11 protein-coding genes are annotated in these 16,071 nt (G+C 74.4%); 8 read left to right on the top strand and 3 right to left on the bottom strand.

What is annotated here, in order from left to right:
* On the bottom strand, positions 1 to 1,518 hold the full coding sequence (locus AB0H64_RS15095) for an NAD(P)/FAD-dependent oxidoreductase (protein WP_357624042.1): 1,518 nt from the start codon (positions 1,516 to 1,518) through the stop codon (positions 1 to 3).
* Between the two features lie 207 nt (positions 1,519 to 1,725).
* Between AB0H64_RS15095 and AB0H64_RS15090 the strand changes: the two genes are divergently transcribed.
* The 7 genes from AB0H64_RS15090 to AB0H64_RS15060 all read left to right on the top strand — a co-directional run bounded on the left by AB0H64_RS15090 (position 1,726) and on the right by AB0H64_RS15060 (position 12,082).
* Complete coding sequence (locus AB0H64_RS15090) at positions 1,726 to 2,652, top strand: pseudouridine-5'-phosphate glycosidase (RefSeq protein ID WP_357624041.1); 927 nt, start codon at positions 1,726 to 1,728, stop codon at positions 2,650 to 2,652.
* Positions 2,649 to 3,665 (top strand): sugar kinase, encoded by a 1,017-nt coding sequence (locus tag AB0H64_RS15085; protein ID WP_357624039.1) that lies wholly within the window; start codon positions 2,649 to 2,651, stop codon positions 3,663 to 3,665. Before AB0H64_RS15090 ends, AB0H64_RS15085 begins: the two co-directional genes overlap by 4 nt.
* An 82-nt stretch (positions 3,666 to 3,747) precedes the next feature.
* Complete coding sequence (locus tag AB0H64_RS15080) at positions 3,748 to 6,078, top strand: hypothetical protein (RefSeq protein WP_357624038.1); 2,331 nt, start codon at positions 3,748 to 3,750, stop codon at positions 6,076 to 6,078.
* 701 nt (positions 6,079 to 6,779) lie between these two features.
* Complete coding sequence (locus AB0H64_RS15075; RefSeq protein WP_357624036.1) at positions 6,780 to 8,891, top strand: transglycosylase domain-containing protein; 2,112 nt, start codon at positions 6,780 to 6,782, stop codon at positions 8,889 to 8,891.
* Positions 8,892 to 9,014: 123 nt separating this feature from the next.
* Positions 9,015 to 9,539: a PadR family transcriptional regulator gene (locus tag AB0H64_RS15070; RefSeq protein WP_357624034.1), complete on the top strand. Its 525-nt coding sequence runs from the start codon at positions 9,015 to 9,017 to the stop codon at positions 9,537 to 9,539.
* A gap of 6 nt (positions 9,540 to 9,545) precedes the next feature.
* Positions 9,546 to 10,286: an ABC transporter ATP-binding protein gene (locus AB0H64_RS15065; RefSeq protein WP_357624033.1), complete on the top strand. Its 741-nt coding sequence runs from the start codon at positions 9,546 to 9,548 to the stop codon at positions 10,284 to 10,286.
* 5 nt (positions 10,287 to 10,291) lie between these two features.
* The gene (locus AB0H64_RS15060) at positions 10,292 to 12,082 is read left to right on the top strand and encodes an FtsX-like permease family protein (RefSeq protein WP_357624031.1); all 1,791 of its coding nucleotides are present in this window, start codon (positions 10,292 to 10,294) and stop codon (positions 12,080 to 12,082) included.
* A gap of 79 nt (positions 12,083 to 12,161) precedes the next feature.
* Here the strand turns inward: AB0H64_RS15060 and AB0H64_RS15055 are convergent, their stop codons facing one another.
* Both AB0H64_RS15055 and AB0H64_RS15050 read right to left on the bottom strand, forming a co-directional pair.
* Positions 12,162 to 15,059 (bottom strand): AAA family ATPase, encoded by a 2,898-nt coding sequence (locus AB0H64_RS15055; protein ID WP_357624030.1) that lies wholly within the window; start codon positions 15,057 to 15,059, stop codon positions 12,162 to 12,164.
* Between the two features lie 54 nt (positions 15,060 to 15,113).
* Positions 15,114 to 15,476, bottom strand: a complete 363-nt coding sequence (locus AB0H64_RS15050) for a GNAT family N-acetyltransferase (RefSeq protein WP_357624028.1) — start codon at positions 15,474 to 15,476, stop codon at positions 15,114 to 15,116.
* Positions 15,477 to 15,539: 63 nt separating this feature from the next.
* On the opposite strand from AB0H64_RS15050, the gene AB0H64_RS15045 reads away from it, so the two are divergent.
* Positions 15,540 to 16,046 (top strand): DUF402 domain-containing protein, encoded by a 507-nt coding sequence (locus tag AB0H64_RS15045; RefSeq protein ID WP_357624026.1) that lies wholly within the window; start codon positions 15,540 to 15,542, stop codon positions 16,044 to 16,046.
* The last annotated feature ends 25 nt before the right edge of the window (positions 16,047 to 16,071 follow it).

The following is a 16,071-nucleotide window of genomic DNA, read 5'->3' as shown; positions in this document are numbered from 1 at the left end:
TCAGGCGGTGAGCAGGGCCATCGCGGCGTTGTGTCCCGGTATGCCGCTGACCCCGCCGCCCCGGCGGGCGCCCGCGCCGCACAGCAGGATCCGCTCGTGCTCGGTCCGCACGCCCCATCCCCCGCCCTCTTCCCCGTCCTCCGCGTACGGCCACGTCAGGTCGCGGTGGAAGATGTGGCCGCCGGGCAGCCCCGCCTCGGTCTCCAGGTCCACGGGCGTCCTGACCTCGACGCAGGGCGTGCCGTCCGGGCCGCGCAGCAGGCAGTCCTCGATCGGCTCGGCCAGCACCCGGTCGAGCGAGGCGAACGTGGCCCGCAGCGCCGCCGCCCGCGCCCCCTCCGGGTCCGCCCGGAACAGCCGCGCCGGCATGTGCAGGCCGAACAGCGTCATCGTCTCGGCCCTGCCCCGCAGCTCCGGCCCGAGGATGGACGGGTCGGTGAGCGAGTGGCAGTACACCTCGGCGGGCGGCACCTCCGGGATCTCGCCGCGCGACGCCTGCGCGTGGGCCGCGGCGAGCTGGTCGCGGCTCTCGTTGATGTGGAAGGTGCCGCTGAAGGCCGCCCGGGGGTCCACCGACACGTCCCGGAGCCGGGGCAGCCGCGACAGCACCATGTTGACCTTGAGCTGGGCTCCCTCGGGCACGGTCGCGGGCCGGCCGAGCACGCGGTCGAGGACGGCGGGGGGCAGGTTGACCAGCACGTGGCCGCCGGTCACGGTGTGCTCGCCGTCCTCCGCGCGGAAGGTCACCTCCCCGGACGGCGCGATGCCGACGACCTCGGCGCCGGTCCTGATCTCCGCGCCGGCCCGCCTGGCCGCCGCCTCGATGGCCCCGGACACGGCTCCCATGCCGCCGACCGGGACGTTCCACTCGCCGGTGCCGTCGCCGATGACGTGGTAGAGGAAGCATCGGTTGGCCGCCAGGTCCGTGGCCGGGTCGGCGAACGTGCCGATGAGGGCGTCGGTCAGCACCACGCCGCGCACGGTGTCGTCGCCGAACCGCTCGTCCACCGCCTGGCCGACGGGCCGCTCGAACAGGTCGCGCCACGCCTCGGGGCCGACCAGCCGCTCGATCTCGGCGGGCGTCCGCAGGGGTTCGAGGAGCGTGGGCGCGAGGACGCGGGCGGTCCGCCCGGCCATGGCGTAGAAGTCGCGCCACGCCTTGTGGTCGGCCTCCCCGCCGGTGACGCGCCGGAACGACTCCTCGGTACGGGCGGCGTCCTCGTTGTCGACGAGCAGCCCGGTCTCGCCCTTGGGGGTGTAGGAGGCGTAACGGCGGCGGCGCAGCTCCAGGTCGAGGCCCAGGTCCCGGACGATCGCGGTGGGGAGCAGGCTGACCAGGTAGGAGTAGCGCGACAGCCGCACGTCCACGCCGGGGAAGGCGCGGGCGGAGATGGCCAGACCGCCGGCGTGGTCGAGCCGTTCGAGGACGAGCACCCGCCGCCCGGCACGCGCGAGGTAGGCGGCGGCGACCAGACCGTTGTGCCCACCGCCCGCCACCACGACGTCATATTTCCCCATACCGGCACCCTAAGGCTCCGGCTCCCGTCCGGACAGCCGGCCGGCGTGCGGAGCCGGCGCCGACGGGTGTGGCGAGGAGGCCCGTAAGCTGGGGCGGGGCGAGTCGCGAGGGGACGCGCGCCCCCAATTCACCGCAAACCCCCCAAATGCACTAAAGTCCACGTTTCCCTGTGTCAGGCCGACCATCCGAAGGAGCACCGCACCCACATGCGCACCGCCGCCGACCCCCTTCTCCAGCCGTCCGACGAGGTCGCCGAGGCCCTGTCCACCGGCGCGCCCGTCGTGGCCCTGGAGTCCACGATCATCTCCCACGGCCTGCCGCAGCCGCGCAACCTGGAGGTCGCCCGGGAGCTGGAGGGGATCGTCCGCGAGGCGGGCGCCGTGCCGGCCACGATCGCGGTGCTGGACGGTGTCGCCCGCGCCGGCCTGACCGAGGCCGAGCTGGAGCGCGTCGCCTCGGAGCCGGGGCTGCGCAAGCTCGGCCAGCGCGACCTGCCGATGGCCGCGGCGCTGAAGGCGAGCGGCGCGACGACCGTCTCGGCGACGTCGTTCCTGGCGGCGCGGGCGGGCATCCGCGTGTTCGCCACCGGCGGGCTCGGCGGCGTCCACCGCGGCTGGACCGAGGACCAGGACGAGTCGGCCGACCTCGGCACCCTCGCCGCGACCCGCATCACCGTGGTGTGCGCCGGCGTCAAGTCCATCCTCGACGTGCCGGCCACGCTCCAGCGGCTGGAGACCCGCGGCGTCAGCGTGGCCGGCTACCGGACCGACTCGTTCCCGGGCTTCTACCTGCACTCCTCCGGCCTGCCGGTCGAGTGGCGGGTCGAGACGCCCGAGGACGTGGCGGCCGTGATGCGCGCCCAGGACGCCTTCGGCGGGCAGGAGAGCGCGCTCATCCTCGCCAACCCGGTGCCGGTGGAGCAGCAGCTCGACCCCGAGCTGCACGACCGGGTCCTGGCCGAGGCCCTGGAGGCGGCCGCCCGCGACGGCGTCACCGGGCAGGCGATCACGCCGTTCCTGCTGGGGTACCTGGTGCGCGGCACCGGCGGCGCCTCCCTGGAGGCCAACCTGGCCGCCGTCCGCGGCAACACCGCCCTCGCGGCGCGCGTCGCGCTCGCCTGGTCCCGGCCGTGACCGAAGCGGCCCCGCCGCGCACCTCACCCGCGACGCACCCGCCCGCCGAGTCCGGGACGGGGGACGGAGAGGCGGGGAGCGGAGAGGCGGGAGGCGCGCTGCTGGTGGTCGGGGACGTGGTGACCGATGTCGTGGCCCTGCACGGCACCCCCGTCGCGCCCGGTACCGACACCGCCGCCGACATCGTGCTGCGACCCGGCGGCTCCGGCGCGAACACCGCCTGCTGGGCCGCCCGCCTCGGCGCCGACACCCGTCTGCTGACCCGGCTCGGCTACGACAGCAGCGAGTGGCACACCGCCGAGCTGGTCAGGGCGGGGGTCCGCCCGCACGCCCAGGTGGACCCGGCCCACCCGACGGCCGTGGTGATCGCGATGGTGGACGCCACCGGCGAGCGCTCCATGCTCACCAACCGCGGCGCCGGCGGCCGGATCTCCCCCGGCGACTGGGACGACGCCTTCCTCGACGGCGTCGCGCTGCTGCACCTGTCGGGCTACACGTTCTTCACCGAGCCGGGGCTGCGGCTGGCCCGGCTGGCGATGGAGCGGGCCGCCGCGGCCGGGATCGCGGTCAGCGTCGACCCGGCCTCGACCGGGCCGCTGAGGGAGTTCGGCGTCGAGCGGTTCCTGAGCGAGTCGGCACCGGCCGGCCTGATCATCCCGAACCGCGACGAGGCCCTCGTGCTGACCGGCGTTCCGGAGCCGGAGCGGGCCGCCGAGATCCTCAGCGAGCGGTACGGCACGGCGGTGGTGAAGCTGGGATCCCAGGGAGCTGTCGCCGCGAGCGGAGGACGTATCGTGGCGGCGGCGGAGGGCGTGCGCGTCCACGCCGTCGACACGACCGGAGCGGGCGACGCCTTCGCTGCCGGATATCTCACAGCGCGCCTCGAAGGCGCCGGCGAAGCGGCTGCTCTGCGGGCCGGGTGCCAGGCGGGTGCGGAATGTGTGGCCCTGGTGGGCGGTCGGCCACGGTACGGTTTGGAAGTGAACCGTCTTTACCCTATTCACGCCGATTGATAGCTTGCCGCGTAAGCTGCACCATGAGCCACAGGTGTATCGCCAGCCACGTGGTTCACTCTGGGGAGGTTAAGGTCTGCCGATGGAAGTCGAGTCATCGATCTGCCTGAGCGACCTGGTCCCCGCCCTGCGCTGGAGCAGGCCACAGCAGGTCGCGGAGGCGCTGGGCGATCCGCGTCTGCCGGCCGCCTGGTGGTCCTCCCTGTCGCTGTCGCGGGCGCTCGCGACGGCCGGACTCGACTGGATCTGTGAACGGCTCGCGCGGCTGGCCGCGGCCCGCTGGGACCACCTGCCGCTGTCCGACCTGCTTCCCGCGCTGTCGGTGTACCGGGTGGACCCGGCGCTGCCGGGCTGGTCCGACGCCACCCGCACGGCGGTGGCCGGCCTCGGCGGCTGGCACCGGCTGCGCAGGCTCTCCCCCGCCGACCTGGCCACCCCCTCGGCCACGCCGGAGGTCGTCCTCGGCTCCGTGCTGCGCGAGGTGCTCGGCCGCGTACAACGCGACGTGACGCAGACCGGCGCGACCGCCGGGACCACCGGTGCGACCGCCGCCGTCCAGGCCGGTCACCCGGAGGTCACCCGGCCGTTCGTCCCGCGCCCCGCCGGTGGTCCCGGTGAGGGCGCGGCTCCGTCTTCCGGCCCGTTCCCCGTGCAGCCCGCCGCGCACCAGTCGGGACCCTTTCCGGCGCAGCCCGACCCGCAGAGCGGGGGCTTCCCCGCGCAGCCGCAGGCCGCCCAGCAGAGCGGCGCCTTCCCGGCGCAGCCGCAGGACGTGCCGCCGCACCAGACCGGCGGTTTCCCCGCCGTGGGTCAGGACGGCCCCTCGCAGCAGGGCGACGCGCCGCAGCAGTCGGGGCCCTTCCCGGCCGCCGGCCCGAGCCCCCAACCGCATCAGACCGGCTCCTTCCCGGCCGTGGGCCAGAACGGCTCGCCGTCCGGCGCGGGCCAGACCGGGTCCTTCCCGGCCCAGCCGGGGGGCGCGCCGCAGCGCGACACGGGCGCCTTCCCCGGCCAGCCCGGCGCGGCGCGCCCCGACAGCGGCGCCTACCCGGCCCAGCCCGGCGAGACCCGGTCCGACACCGGCGCCTTCCCTGCCCGGCCGGGCGGCGGCCAGCAGGACACGGGGGCGTTCCGCGCACAGCCCGGAGCGGCCCACACCGGCCCGCTGCCCCGCACCGGCGGCGCTCCCGGACCGAACGTCCCGAACGGCCACGTCCCCGGCTCCCCGGTCGCGCCCGGCCCGCAGGCGAACGGTCAGCACCCGGCGCCCTCCGCCTCCCCTCTCCCGGGCGACTACGGCACCAGCCTGCCCGGCGGCTCCTCCCCGGTCCCGCCCTCGCCCGTGCCGTCGGACATGGACCACGCGATGGTCCGGGTCGTGGACAGCCTGTTCCGCGGGCTGGACAAGCTGGAGCTGGCCGTGGCCGTCCACCGGCTGTTCGCCGAGGACCCGGTCAGCCTCCGTACGCTCGCCCACAAGATGCTCGTCGACCGTGACGCGCTCTCCCACGCGCAGCGCACCGCCGAGGAGCGCGTCCTGCACTGGCTGCGCTCGTCGGAGTCGGCGCCGGTGACGGGCCACATGTTCCGGCTGACCGAGTGGCTCGGCGCCGCCGCCACCCAGGAGCAGCTCATCGGCGCCGACCCGGCGCACCCCGTGATCGTGCCGTCGCTGCGTACGCCGCTGTGGCGGGTGCTCGTCACCCTCATGCCCGACCGCCGTCTCCAGGACGGCTGGCTCGTCGTGGGCGACATCCAGCGGCTCCAGGCGCGTACGAGGCAGCTCCTCGCGTCGCAGCCGTCCGACGCCGACGTCGTGGAGCTGCTGGGCGAGCTCGGCATCCGCGCCCACTCCGCCAAGGCGTGGCTCGAAGCGCTGCCCCCGGAGACCTCGGCGCACGACCTGGCCTCCTCCTCGCCCTCGCCGGCGCAGCCGCTCCCCCGCCGCACGCCCGGCGCCAACGGCCACCACCACCGCGGCGGCCAGCCGATCCCCACCGCCGGGACCGGCTCCATCGACCCCTCGGCGGCACTCGCCACGCTCTCGGCGCTCTCGGGCGGGCGGGCGCCCGTGCGGCCGAGCCTCGCGGGCGCGCCGTCCAGCCCGCCGCCGCCCATCCCCGGCCCGTCGTCCGACCCGCGCCGCTGGCAGCGCATCGACGTCACGCCCGAGCACCTGCGCGGCGGCCCGGTGCCGGTCCCAGAGGGGTACGCGGCGCAGCTCGGCATGCGGCCGGGCACGCTCCTGTCGGTGACGGGGCCGGGCGACAACGCCATCGTCCTGGTCTGGCAGGGCCACCAGCCGGTCTTCGACTCGCTCCAGCCGGTGCTGATGCGCCTGAACGCCCGTCCGGGCGACCAGGTGTACGTCACGGTGGACGGCTACCGCCTGGAAGCCCAGCTGACCGGCTGACCCGCCCACCACGTCCAGGACCCCAACCGGACGGCCGTCACGGACAGCCGGCCCGCTGGTGGCCCCGTCACCTGACGGCCGGCTCGTCCCCCGGCCAACCACAGCGCCACCGTGACGTGCGCCCTGACCTGCTGGCATGCCCCGAGTGCAGTCCCTGACGCGGGATGCCGCGTGCTGTCAGTGCGTCCGGTCCGGCCGGCGGCAGGGCAGGGCATGTCCAGTCGATCGCAACGCGCGGCGTTTTGACACCCCATATGGATAACCGCTATCTAATAGCTAACCGTTAGAGGGATGAGGTGCGGGACGCAGTGCTGGCGATGCTCGCCGAAGAGCCGGGGCGCGGGTACCACCCGCGCGCCCGGCTGCGGCAAGGTCCTGGCCCGCTGGGCGAGCCAGACCGGGACGGTGCTGGGCGAAGTCCACGCGGACGGCGGCGCCGCGCCGCGGCCCTGGACGGCACCCAGGCGATGTTTCCGCACCCAGAGCCGGGTCGCGACAGGTTACGGAGATCCGGCGACCGGGGCCAGGGCGGCCCCGGCGGCGGAGGAGGCTCAGGCGGGTCCGGCGGCGGCCGAGGAGGCTCAGGCGGGTCCGGCGGACCGGGTGACGAGGGTCCGGGGGGCCGGCGTGAGCGGCCGGGCGAGGGCGGCGAGCTCCCTCCCCGTACCGGCTGGAAGCGGTTCGTCCCCAGCTGGAAAGTCGTGGCCCTCGGCTGCGTGGTGCTGGTGGCGGGCTTCTTCGGCATGATCATGGTGGGTTACGCCAACACCCCGCTGCCCGTGGAGACCCAGGACCACGCCGTCGAGCAGGGCAGCGTCATCTACTACCGGGACGGCAAGACCGAGATCGCCCGGCTCGGCACCAAGCGGGAGATCGTTCCGATCTCCAGGATCCCGCTGCACGTTCAGGACGCGTTCATCGCCGTGGAGAACCGCACGTTCCGCACGGACCCGGGCATCTCGGTGTCCGGCATCATGCGGGCGGTGTGGAGCACGGTGACCGGCCAGCAGGTCCAGGGCGGTTCGACGATCACACAGGAGATGGCGCGGGGCTACTACGACGGTCTCAGCCAGGAGCGGACCCTTCAGCGGAAGGTCAAGGAGGTCTTCGTCGCGATCCGCGCCGGCAAGGAGATGTCAAAAGACCAGATCCTGGCCAACTACCTCAACACGATCTATTTCGGCCGCGGCGCGAACGGCATCCAGGCCGCCGCCCAGGCGTTCTTCGACAAGGACGTCGACAAGCTGACCCCTGTCGAGGCCGCCTACCTGGCGGGCCGGATCCAGAACCCGGTCACCTTCGACCGGACGGAGGCGGAGAAGAACTGGGCGCCGACCCGGGAGCGGTTCGCCTACGCCATCCGCGGGATGGCGATCGTCGACCCCGCCAAGTACGGGCGACTGCCCAGAACGGCGAAGTTCCCCAAGCTCGCCAAGCCGGACAAGAAGGAGACCTTCAAGGGCGTCAACGGCTACATGGTGGACATCGTGCAGCGTGAGCTGGAGCAGCGGGGGATCACCAGGGAGAGCCTGCGCAGCGGCGGCTACCGCGTCACGACGACGTTCGACAAGAAGCTCATGCAGGCCGCGAAGAAGGCGGTGGAGAGCAACCTCGCCACCCTCAACGACAAGCACATCCGCGCGAACATGGCCGCCGTGGACCCGCGCAACGGACGGGTGATCGCGTTCTACAGCGGCCACGACTACCTCAAGAGCTTCACCAACAACGCCTTCGACGCCCACAAGCAGGCCGCGTCGGCCTTCAAGCCGTACGTGCTGGCCGCCTGGCTCCAGAACGGCTACAGCCTCAAGAGCTACGTGTCCGGCAAGGGCCCGGTCACCCTGCCGGGAACCAAGCCGATCGGCAACTCCCACGACGTGGGCGCGGCCGTGCAGATCGACCGGGCCACCGCCGAGTCGGTGAACACGGCGTTCGCCACGATGGCGCAGGAGGTCGGCCTGAAGGAGGTCGAGCGGATCGCCGAGGGCGCCGGGATCGACCAGAAGAACCTGGAACAGGCCGCCGAGGACCACGCGTACGGCATGTCCATCGGCGCCGGCCTGGTCACTCCGGTCGAGCAGGCCACCGGGTACGGCATCTTCGCCAACGGCGGCGTCCACCACGGCGCGCACGTGGTGATCTCGGTCAAGACGTCCAAGGGGATCACCGCCATGAAGGAGGTCGGCGTGCCCAGGACGGTCATCAGCCCGGACACCGCCGCCGACGCCACCTACGCGATGCAGCAGGTGGTCAAGTACGGCACGGCCAGGGGCACCTCGCTGCCCGGCGGCCGTCCGATCGCCGGCAAGACCGGCACCAACAACGAGAACAAGGAAGCCTGGTTCGTCGGCTACGTCCCGCAGCTCTCCGCGGCCGTCGGGATGTACAAGGAGATCCCGCAGATCGACCCGAAGACCAAGAAGGTCATGAAGGACGCCAACGGCCATCCCCTGCCCAAGGAGGTCTCCCTGGGCGACATCCAGGGCGCCGGAACGCCCACGAAGATCTGGCGGGACTTCATGACGGCCGCGATGACCGGCAAGCCGGTCGAGCCGTTCCCGGCGCCCGTCTTCGGCGGCGAGCAGCACGACCTGGTGCAGAAGCCGACGCCCAAGCCGACCCCGGACCCGTCCACCGACGACGACGTCGGCGACGACGACCCGGCCTGCGTCGACGACGCCTGCCTCGCCGACGACCCGGGCGACGACGACCCCGTCACGGCTGACGACACGTTCGAGAACGGTGGTGACGAGACCCTGAACGGCGACGAGGATCCCGCCGGGACGGACGAGGTCACCGCCTCGGACGGATGACCGCCGTCACGCCATCGGGCCGCGGCGGCCGGGGCATGGTGGCGTGAGCTCCCAGCGTCGTACCGGGGGAGACTGGAACTCTCACCGATGGACGGCCGAGGGTTTCGGCGCTAGGAGGCTGGAGTGCAGGACGCGGTGCTGGCGATGCTCGCCAAAGAGCCGTCGCACGGGTATGACCTGCGCGCTCGGCTGCGGCAGAGTCTCGGCCCGCTGGGCGAGTCGATGAATCCCGGTCAGATCTATGTGACCCTGGCCCGGCTGGAGAAGGCCGGGCTCGTGGTCTGCGAACGGGCGGAGGGCCTTCCCGAGCGGCCGGAGCGCAAGGTCTACGCGCTGACGCCGGCCGGGCAGCAGCGGGTGGCCGCCTGGCTGGCCGAGGTGGGCTGGCCGAAACCGGACCTCGCGGAGTTCCACCTCAAGCTCGTCGCCGCCTCCGCGGCCCGGCTCGCCGACCCGGCCGAGCTGGTGGCGGCGCAGCGCCGTGAGCTGCTGCGCCACCTGCGTGAGGCGCAGCGGGCGGCGCTGGCCGAGCCGGCCCGGTCGGCCGCCGGCCTGCTGCTGGAAGGGGTCGTGCTGCGGCTGCAGGCCGACCTGCGCTGGCTCACGGCCTGCGAGCGAGCCTGGTCCGACGGCGATGACACAGTCTGAGGGTGCATGAACGTGTTGCATGGCGTGGTACGGGCCCGCGGCCTGGTGAAGGACCATGGTCAGGGGCCGAGCCGGGTCCGCGCGGTCGACACCGTCGACCTGGAGGTGCCGCAGGGGCAGACGCTGGCGGTGATGGGGCCCAGCGGCTGCGGGAAATCTACCCTGCTGCACCTGCTGAGCGGCCTGGAGCGGCCCACCGGCGGGGAGGTGTGGCTGGCCGATGAGCGCATCGACACCCTGGGCGAAGCGGCCTTGGCGCGGCTGCGGCGCCGGTCGGTGGGCTTCGTCTTCCAGGCGTTCCATCTGGTGGAGGAGCTGTCGGCGGCCGACAACGTGGAGCTGCCGCTGCTGCTGGCCGGGTGCTCGCGGCGCGAGGCCAGGCGGCGCGCGGGCCTGCTGCTGGAACGGGTCGCGCTCGCCGACCGTGCCCGGCATCTGCCGTCGCAGCTGTCCGGCGGGCAGCGTCAGCGGGTCGCCGTCGCCCGCGCGCTGGCCAACGACCCGCTGGTCGTCCTGGCCGACGAGCCGACCGGCAACCTCGACACCGCGGCGACGCTCGACGTGCTGCGCATCTTCGAGGACCTGCGTTCCGCGGGGCAGACCCTCGTGATCGTCACGCACGACGAACGGGTCGCGGCCACCGCGGACCGGCTGATCTCGATGCGCGACGGGATGTTCGTCGACGACACCCGGCTGGCCGGCACCGGCACCGGGCGGCTCGGCGGCCTGATCGGGCTGGAGGGCTGAGCGCCATGGGCCGCATCGTGCTCGTCGTCCGCCTCGTCCTGGCCGACGTCCGCCGGCACCGGGCCCAGGCCGCGATGCTCCTGCTCGCGGTGACCGCGGCCACCGCCACCCTGGCCCTGGGCCTGTCCCTGCGGGGGGCGAGCCAGGCGCTCTACCAGCAGACCCGGGCGGCCACCGCCGGGCCCGACGTGGTCGCGCTCGCCCCCGACCAGGGCCCCGCCGTCGCCCCGGCGCTGGACGCGCTGGTGCGCGCCCCCGGCGTCGTCGCCCACAACGGCCCCTACCGCATCGTCTACACCACCCTCACGGCGCGCGGCTCCTCCTCCCGCGTGGTGGTGCACGAGGCCGCCGAGACACCCGGGGCGGTCAACCGGCCGCTGGTGACCTCGGGCCGCTGGCTACGCCCCGGCGGCACGGTTCTCGAACGAGGCTTCGCCACCGCGCTGGGCGTCCACGTCGGCGAGCACGTCACCATCGCCGGCCGCTCGTACCCTGTCGTCGGGATCGCCGTGACGGCGGCCACCTCCATCTACCCCTGGGCGGCGCAGATCGGCCCGCACGGCGGCCCGAGCGACCCGAGCGGCCTGGCCTGGCTCACCCCGTCGGACGCCCGGGCACTGGCCACGCCGGATCTCCCGGTGACCACGGCCCTGGATCTCAAGCTGCGCGACCCCGCCGCCACCCGGGCCTTCGTCGACGCCCATCACATCTCCGCCACCAGGGTGACCTTGGACACCTGGCAGTTCAAGGCGGACCAGGACGCCGTCATCCTCAGGACCAGCCGGCCGATCCTGGTCGTCGGCAGCTGGCTGCTCAGCTTCCTGGCCGTCACCGGAGTGGCCGCGCTGGCCGCGGGGCGCGCCTTCGAGCGGACCCGGCGAGCGGGACTGCTCAAGGCCGTCGGCGCCACCCCCGGCCTGATCGCCGCCGTCCTGCTAACCGAGTACCTGGCTCTGGCGCTGCTGGCCGACGCGCTGGGGCTGACGCTCGCCCGCCTGGCCGAGCCCGCCATCGCCAGCCCCACCGCCAGCCGGATCGGCGATGTCGCCGGACCGGCCGGCGCCACCATCGCCGCGACGACCGTCCTCGCCGTGGCGGTGGCGGCACTGTCCATCGTGGGTCCCACCCTGCGGGTGCTGCGAACCGCGACCGTCACCGCACTGCCCGGCACAGCACTGGCCGGCACCGCCCGCCGGCCTCGCCACCGTCCGCGGCTGACCGCGCTGTCCGCGCTGCTGCCCACCCCGCTGCTGCTCGGGCTGCGCCTGACGGCCCGCGGGCCGGGCCGCGCCGTGCAGCACGCGTGCTCCACCGCCGCCACACTGGTCGCGATCGTCGCCCTGCTGACCCTCTACGCCCGGCCCGTCAGGGGGTACGGCCTCGGCTCCTCCGGCCTGCCCGACCTGCGAGACGTTCACGACCGCCGGCTGCTGCTGGCGGTCACCGTCCTGGTGCTCGCGCTCGCCACCGTGAACACCGTCACGCTCACCTGGACCACGGCCATGGAAGCCCGGACCACCATGGCCATCGCACGCGCGCTCGGCGCCACCCCCGGACAGATCTCCGCGGGGTTGTCCACCGCCCAGCTCCTGTCCGCCCTGCCCGGCGCCGTCGCCGGTGTGCCCCTGGGCGTCGGCGTGCTCCTCAGCGTCGGGGAGAGGAGCACACCGCCCATCTCCTGGATGCTCACCGCCGCGCTCGCGACCCTCCTGGCGACAGCGGCGCTCGCCGCCCTGCCCGCACGCCTGGCGGCCCGCCGCTCCGTGGCACAGACCCTCAGCGCCGAAACCGCCTGACCGGGCCCGGCCCGGCAGGGACCGCCGCAGTCCTCCGAACAGGCCCGCAATCCCTGCGGACCGGCGAACAGGCCCGGGATCACTGCGGGCCCGCGAACAGGCGCAGGCGGTGGGCCGTGGCCGCGGCCTCGCCTCGTGAGGCGACGCCGAGCTTGGCCAGGATGTTGGAGACGTGGACGCTCACCGTCTTGACGGCGATGAACAGCTCACCGGCGATCTCCCGGTTGCTGCGCCCGGCGGTGACGAGCCGGAGCACCTCCAGCTCGCGGGCCGTCAGTCCCAGCGGCGAACCCACCGGCGCGCCGTCGGGCCCGGCCGCGCCCCTCGACCGCCCGGAAGCCACCTGCGCGCGGCCCACCAGGGCGTCGAGCTCAGCCAGCAACGGCGCGGCCTTCAGCGGCTCGGCCAGCTCCCGGGCGCGCGCCACGCGGGCCGCCGCCTCCTGCCGCTCGCCGCACGCCAGCGCGGCCCGCGCCGCGTCGGCGAGGGTCAGCGCCTCCGAGTACGGCTGGCACAGCGCCGCCCAGGCCGCCACGGCCTCGTCCCACGCCTTGAGCCGCTCCTCGGCGCCGAGGCCGGGGCCCGTCAGGGCGGTGAACGTCAGGTGGTGCGCCCGCTGCACGGCCCCCTGGACCTTCGTCGACGCCGCCACCGCGGCCAGCTCCGGCGGCAGCGGCTCGCCCAGCCTGGCGACGGTCACCAGGAGCGGCCACACGTAGCGCGGCCCGGCGTCCGGGACGTCGTCCCGCAGGGCCCGCACGGCCGCCTCCCGCGCCTCGTCGGCCCGGCCGCGCGCCAGCAGCAGGCTGATCTCCCTCTCGGCCTGCGGCAGCATCGTCTGGTCACGGAACACGCCGCGCGACACCACGGACCGGACCCGGTCGAACAGCTCCTCGGCCCGGTCGAGCTCCCCGCGGGCCAGCGCGATGTCCATGCCCATGCCCTGGAGACTGGCCTGGTACGGCGGCGGGGGCACGAGGTCGAGCGCGTGCTCGATGACGTCGAGGGCCTCGTCCCACCGCCCGAGGGACACCAGCGGCTCGACCAGGTTGATCGACAGGAACGCGCCCGAGGTGCGGGCCACGCCGTACCGCTCCGCCTCGGCGACGCCTTCGCGGGCCACCTGCGCCGCCCGCTCGTGCCGTCCGGCGCCCTCCAGCGTGTCGGACTCGGAGATGGCGCAGGCGAGCAGCGCGTTGTAGGCGTCGGCGCTGAGCGCGAGCCGCCGGGCCTCGGCGAAGCCGCCGAGGTGGGCGTCGATCTGGGAGTAGTCGCGGCAACGGGCCCAGGTCAGGGCGATCAGGGCGCGTGCCTCGACGGTGGGGTCACCCGCCTGGCGGGCCAGGTCGATGGCCTGCTGGGCGGTGGCGATCCGCTCGGCCCACAGGTCGGCCGAGTGGAGCATGCGGGCGAGGTTCTCCAGGACCTGGGCGCGCAGCCGAATCGGCCCGTCGGCCACCAGGGCCGCCGCCTGGCGCAGGTCGTCGATGTGGCCGAACCGGCCCAGGTCGTAGCGGATGATGCCGCGCTTGCGCAGCAGCCGGGCGGCCCGGATCGGGTCGGCGCCGGGGTCGAGCTCCTTCATGCCGGCGCCGGCCAGGGCGATGCCGCGCTCGTACTCGCCCGCGAGATGGGCGACGGTGACGGTCTGGTAGAGCACGCCGACGTGGTCGCAGCCGATGCGCTCGGCGGCGTCGGGCACCTTGTCCCACAGCTCCAGGACGCGGGACAGCATGCGCAGCTGCTCGCCGTACGCGGTGGACCTGCGCGCGGCGGCGGCGGCCGCCCAGGCGCTGACCAGCGCCCAGGTGGCGTCGTGGGCGGAGTGCCAGTGGTGGGCCAGCTCGATCGCGCCGCGCGGGGCGGGCAGGATGGACGGGTCGCGCTCCAGCGCCTGCGCGAACCGGGTGTGCAGGCGGGTGTGCTCGCCGGGCAGCAGGTCGTCGTGGAGGGCCTCGCGGATCAGCGCGTGGCGGAAGGAGTAGCCCTCGCCGTCGACGACGAGCACGTTGCCGGCGACGGCGGGACGCAGGGCGCCCGACAGCTCGGCGTCGTCGAGGCCCGAGACGGCCGTCAGCAGCGCGTGCTCGATGCGCTGGCCTCCGGCACTGGCCACGCGCAGCAGCTCCTGCGTGTCCTCGGGCAGCCGCTCGACGCCGGCCAGCAGCAGGTCGCGCAGCGACTCGGGCAGCGCGACGCCGCCGCCGGCCTCGCTCAGCAGCGCCTCCACGAACAGCGGGTTTCCCTCGCTGCGCGCGTAGATCATTTCGATGTCGGCGGCGTTCGGCTCGCGCTCCAGGATGCTCGCCGCCTGCTCGACGACCTCCCGGCGGGTGAGCCTGCGCAGCTCCATCCGGCTCACCCAGCCGACCCGTGCCAGCTCGGCCAGCAGCGGGCGCAGGGGGTGGGTGCGGCGCAGCTCGTCGGTGCGGTAGGTGACGACGATGAGCAGCCCCGCGTCGGAGCGCTGGTAGCGGACCAGGAACGACAGCAGGTCGCGGGTGGAGCGGTCGGCCCAGTGGGCGTCCTCGATGACGAGGATCACCGGCTGGTCCTCCGCCAGCCGTTCGAGCAGCCCGAGCACCTGCTCGAACAGCCTGGCCCGGGCCTCCGCGCCGTCGCGGTCGGGCTCGCCGAACTCGGGCAGCAGCCGGGCCAGGCCGCGGGTGGTGCCGCCGGGCACGAGCGCGGCGACGCCGTCGCGGCCCCGCTCGCGCACCAGGCCGCGCAGCACGGCGCTGAAGGGCGCGAACGGCAGGCCCTCGGTGCCGAGCTCCAGGCAGCCCCCCACGAGCACCAGCGCGTCGCCGGCCCGGCCGGTGAACTCCCCGACCAGCCGCGTCTTGCCCACGCCGGCCTCGCCTCCGACGAGCACGGTGGACGACGCCCCGGCGCGGACGCGGGCCAGGGCGTCGCCGAGCGCGGCCAGCTCGCCCGCCCGGCCGACGAACAGCGGGCTCACCATGTGGATCGTCACGCCCTACAGGATGCCATCCGCCCCCGACAGGACGAGCCCGGCCGTACGGGCTCCCTACCTGAGCATCTTGCGGAAGAACGCGGCCGACTCCTCCAGCCGCGCCCGCCCGATGCCCTGCCGTCTCGATCCGGGCCGCACCATGGCCTCCTCCACCCAGTCGACCGGCCCGTCGGCGAACAGGGTCAGGTGCGTGAACCCCAGCAGGTAGCCGTGGACCCGCCCGCCCTTCACAGCGGTGACCAGCAGGGCGTCCTCGTCGCCCAGCAGCCGCGGCAGCGCCTCGTCGAACGCGTCGCGCCCGGGCCGGAACGTCGTCGCGAACTCCCGGGCCAGCGCGAACAGCTCGTCCGCGTCCGAATCCCGGGCCGGCCTGATGACCGGCTCCCCTGCCGTCCCCACGGTGTCGATCGACGTCATGATCCTCACCGTAGGGGGCCCTCCCCTGGGCGGCACACGGGTCCGTGGGTTAGCGTTCCGGACGTGAGCGAGATCATGGTCGTCTACCGCAAGTACGGTGGCGCGCTGCACTGGCACCACCGGGGGACGCTCCTCGGTGAGGACGAGCACGGCGCGTGGGTCGGGGTGCCTGACGGCACCCTGGCCCGCAAGGGCGCGGACCCGCCGGTCACGTGGGAGACCGGGATCGTGATGCTGTTCCCGCGCGAGGCGTGGTGGACGGCCAGCTTCCACGCCCCGTCGCACCGCACGGACGTGTACGTGGACGTCACGACGGTGCCCGAGTGGCGCGAGGGCGAGGTCACCATGGTGGACCTCGACCTGGACGTCATCCGGATGCGCGACGGGCGGCTGTTCCTGGACGACGAGGACGAGTTCGCCGATCACCAGGTGCTGCTGGGCTACCCGGCCGAGGTGGTCGCCCGGGCGGAGGAGACGGCCGCCATGCTGATGACGGCCGTGGGCTCGCGTCAGGGCGCGTTCGGCGGCGCCCACGAGAAGTGGTTCGCCCTGGTCCAGGGTTCGGGCTGAACCTCACCGATCCGAGCGGCAACGG

Source organism: Nonomuraea sp. NPDC050733 (genome assembly GCF_040654215.1).
Lineage (GTDB): Bacteria > Actinomycetota > Actinomycetes > Streptosporangiales > Streptosporangiaceae > Nonomuraea.
This window is presented reverse-complemented; position numbering and strand designations above follow the sequence as displayed.